The sequence below is a fragment of the Roseomonas sp. 18066 genome (assembly GCF_902706185.1).
Taxonomy (GTDB): domain Bacteria; phylum Pseudomonadota; class Alphaproteobacteria; order Acetobacterales; family Acetobacteraceae; genus Pseudoroseomonas.
Map to the genome: position 1 here is coordinate 1 of NZ_CACSJM010000296.1, position 2,142 is coordinate 2,142.

Below are 2,142 nucleotides of genomic sequence, written 5' to 3' on the forward strand. Positions count from 1 at the left end.
ACCAGGGCCACCCCCGCGCCCCCGGCATGACGAAGCGTGACGCGGCGCTTCCGACCCCCGGTGATCTGCTCTAAACGACCGGCCATGACCGTTCTCGCCATCCGCGACCTGACCATCCGCATCGCCGGCCGCCCCCTGCTGGAGGGTGCCGACCTGATGGTCGATCCCGGCCGCAAGATCGGGCTCGTCGGCCGCAACGGCGCCGGCAAGTCGACCATGCTGCGCGCCATCACCGGCCAGCTGGCGCCCGATGGCGGCGAGATCCGCCTGGCCGCCCGCGCCCGCATGACCCATGTGGCGCAGGAGGCCCCGGGCGGCCCGACCAGCCTGATCGACACGGTGCTCGCCGCCGACACCGAGCGCCACGCTTTGCTGCAGGAGCTGGAGGGCCACCCCGACGCCGCCCGCATCGGCGAGATCCATGAGCGTCTGATCGCCATCCGCGCCGACAGCGCCCCGGCGCGGGCCGCCATCGTGCTGTCCGGCCTGGGCTTCGACGCGGCGGCGCAGCTGCGCCCGGTCGCCGAGTTCTCAGGCGGCTGGCGGATGCGCGTGGCGCTGGCCAGCGCGCTGTTCCTCGAGCCCGACCTGCTGCTGCTCGACGAGCCGACCAACCATCTCGACCTCGAGGCCACCATCTGGCTGGAGGGGTGGCTCGCCCGCTTCCCCGGCGCGGCGCTGGTGGTCAGCCATGATCGCGGGCTGCTGGAGCGTGGCGTCGATTCCATCGCCCATCTCGACCAGCGCAAGATTTCGCTCTACCCGGGCAACTACAACAACTTCGTCCGCATCCGCACCGAGCGCGCCGCCCAGCAGATCGCCCAGAACGAGAAGATCTCGGCGCAGCGGGCGCATATGCAGGCCTTCGTCGACCGCTTCCGCGCCAAGGCCACCAAGGCCCGCCAGGCGCAGTCGCGGCTGAAGGCGCTGGAGAAGCTGCCGCAGATCGAATCGGTGATCGAGGACCACGTCACCCGCTTCGCCTTCCCCGAGCCCGCCGAGCTGCCGCCGCCGATCCTGGCGCTGGCGCGCGCCGATGTCGGCTATGACGGCCGCATCATCCTGGGCGGGCTCGACCTGCGCCTGGACCAGGACGACCGCATCGCGCTGCTCGGCGCCAATGGCAACGGCAAGTCGACGCTGGCCAAGCTGATCGCCGGCCGGCTCGACCCGCTGCGCGGCGAGGTCAAGCGCGCGCCCCGGCTGAAGGTCGGCTATTTCGCCCAGCACCAGGCGGAGGAGCTGGACCTGTCCGGCACCCCGCTCAGCCACATGCAGGCCGCCCTCGGGCCGAAGGCGACCGAGACCCAGTGCCGCGCCCAGCTGGCCCGCTTCGGCCTGGACGAGGAGCGCGCGACCACCGTCATCTCCTCCCTGTCCGGCGGCGAGAAGGGGCGTCTGCTGCTCGCCCTCTGCACCCGCGACGCGCCGCAGCTGCTGATCCTCGACGAGCCGACCAACCACCTCGACATCGATGCGCGCGAGGCGCTGGTCCGGGCGCTGGCCGAGTATCGCGGCGCCGTGGTGCTGATCACCCACGACCCGCATCTGGTGGAGCTCGCCGCCGACAAGCTCTGGCTGGTCGGCGAGGGCAAGGTCACCCCCTTCGACGGCGACCTCGACGACTACCGCCAATACCTGACCGAGCGCGCCCGCGCCGCCCGCCAGGCCGGCTCGCCGCCCAAGGAGAAGCCGCGCGACGACCGCCGCGAGCGCGCCGAGGCCCGCGCCGCCCTGGCCCCGCTGCGCGACCGCGTCTCCAGGATCGAGGCCGATATCGCCCGCATGCAGCGCGAGGCGGAGCTGATCGCCGGCAAGCTGGCCGACCCGGCCACCCACCAGCGCTTCAAGCCCTCCGAGATCGCCAAGGTCACCCAGAAGCACGGCTTCCTCACCAAGCAGATCGCGACGCTCGAGGAAGAGTGGATCGAGCTGCAGGAGAAGCTGGAGGCGGCCTAAGAGAGCCAAGGATTCCGCGGGGATAGTATCCCCCCGGACCCCGCCTTCGGTTGGCGCTAGGTAGTGAACTCATAAAGCTTGCGGTGTTCGGCGTGCCCTGATTCAAAGCTCCAGATGGTGAGGAGCGTCAGATGGCCCGGTTCGACCTGACCGAGAGCGAGTGGTCGATCATTGCCCCGCTGC

1 protein-coding gene is annotated in these 2,142 nt (G+C 71.1%); it reads left to right on the plus strand.

Annotated elements, in window-relative coordinates:
* Window positions 1-84: 84 nt before the first annotated feature.
* On the plus strand, window positions 85-1,959 hold the full coding sequence (locus GVN67_RS28785) for an ABC-F family ATP-binding cassette domain-containing protein (RefSeq protein ID WP_160000727.1): 1,875 nt from the start codon (window positions 85-87) through the stop codon (window positions 1,957-1,959).
* Window positions 1,960-2,142: the final 183 nt, after the last annotated feature.